This is a genomic window from Ideonella sp. P3_A4 (assembly GCF_056403075.1).
This window is the reverse complement of the sequence record NZ_JBFUGE010000926.1, coordinates 1-1,771: the sequence shown is the minus strand read 5'-3', so window position 1 is coordinate 1,771 and position 1,771 is coordinate 1. Positions and strand designations below refer to the sequence as shown.

The following is a 1,771-nucleotide window of genomic DNA, read 5'->3' as shown; positions in this document are numbered from 1 at the left end:
TCCCAGCGCAGCACGAAGCCGCCCAGGTCCAGGCCGCCCAAGCCTTCGAGCGCGTCGAGCAGACCCGCTCGGCCGCTGTTTCGCGGCATGCGGCGCAGCGCCTGCACCAGCAGCGAGCCGGCGATCCAGCCCTCCAGCGAGACATATTCGGGCGCCGGCGAGCCCGAGCTGCGCAGTTGCTGCTGGTAGGCCGCCACCAGAGGGCGCGATGGATCGAAAGGCGAGGGCACGACCTGGGTCACACACAGGCCGGCCGCACGCGCGCCCAGAAGCGGACCGATGGCCGCGGCGCTGGACAGGCTGGTGGCGTAGCACGGGCCGGCAAAGCCGCTGTCGCGCATCGTCTTCAACACCGCGGCGGTCGACGCGTGCGCGGCCAGGCAGACCAAGGCCTGCGGCTGGCTCGCCCCCAAGGCCAGGGCGGCCGCCTGGATGTCGTGCGCGCTGGTCATCTCGACCTGGCCGGTGGCATTGCGGCTTACCCGTGCGCTGGCCACCGGGGCGGGCAAGCCGGCCGTGCGCAGGGCGTCCAGCAAGGCCTCGTGACCGGCGACTCCGTCGGCGTCGTCTTGCACCAGCACCGCCGTGCGCGCGACGCTCATGGTCTGCAGCGCCTGTGCGATCAGCTTCGTTTCGGCGCCGAGGCCAGGGCGAAGGTGGAACAGTGCACGCGGCGGCCGCTGGCGCAGCGATTCGGCACCCGTCAACGGCGCGACGAACGGCAGCCCGGCTTTCAATGCCAAGGGCAGGCAACGGTTCACCGACTCGGCTCCCACATAGCCCACGAGGGCGAACACGCCATCGGCTTCCAACAGGTCGCGGGTGTTGCTGAAGGCGGCTTCCGGCTCATAACGGTCGTCGTAACTGATCAGTTCGATGGCGCGGCCACCCACGCCGCCTTGCGCATTGGCGGCATTGAAAGCCAGCAGCAGCCCACGCCGATACTCGATGCCCAGGTGCTGCGTCGGGCCGCTGAGCGGCACCGATTGGCCGAGCCGGATCGGGCTTTCGGCAGGGGCTGCGTTGGCGCGTGCCCAAGACGACGTGGCACAGCCCCAGGCCAGGGCCCGGGTCAACCATTGCCGTCGGCCAGCGCCTGGCTTCACAGACTAAAACGTGGCCGCATAACGTTGCAGTTCCCAGCCGCTAACGTGGCGTGCGTACTCCACCCATTCCATGCGCTTCAGACGGATGAACTCGTGCGACAGGGTCTCGCCCAGGGCACCGCGCACGACATCGTCTGCCTCAAGCGCATCGACCGCTTGCTCCAGCGATTGGGGTAGCAGGCCGTAGCCACGCTGGCGGATCTCGGCCAGCGAGAGCTTGAACAGGTCTTCGGTGCAGTCTGGGCCCGGGTCCAGGCCGCGGTCGATGCCGTCCAGGCCCGCCGCGATCAGGGCCGCGGTGGCGAGGTAGGGGTTCGCGCTCGCGTCCGGCAGCCGCCACTCGAAGCGGCCAGGCAGGGTGCGCAGAGTTGCGGTGCGGTTGTTCGGGCCGTGGGCGATGTAGGCCGGCGCCCAGGACGTGCCCGACAAGGATTCGCCAACGACCAGGCGCTTGTAGCTGTTCACCGTCGGTGCTGCCAGCGCGCACAGCGCCGGTGAATGGGCCRGCACGCCGGCCAGGAACTGGCGCCCCAGCGGCGAGAGCAAGTCGGCGCCGCCCTTGGTGGCCGGCGCGAAGATGCAGCGGTGGGAGCTGTCCCACAGCGAAAGATGGAAGTGCAGCCCGCTGCCCGGCTGGTTGGCAAAGGGCTTGGGCATCATCGAGA

The 1,771-nt window shown here is 69.8% G+C and carries 1 protein-coding gene and 1 pseudogene; both read right to left on the bottom strand.

Annotated features, from left to right (window positions below; all coding sequences use genetic code 11):
• A partial coding sequence (locus AC1DYI_RS34505) for an ABC transporter substrate-binding protein (protein ID WP_477208608.1) occupies nucleotides 1–1,076 on the bottom strand: 1,076 nt, incomplete at its 3' end.
• A 33-nt stretch (nucleotides 1,077–1,109) separates the two neighbouring features.
• Nucleotides 1,110–1,771, bottom strand: a pseudogene (locus tag AC1DYI_RS34500) (type III glutamate--ammonia ligase); the annotation flags it as partial.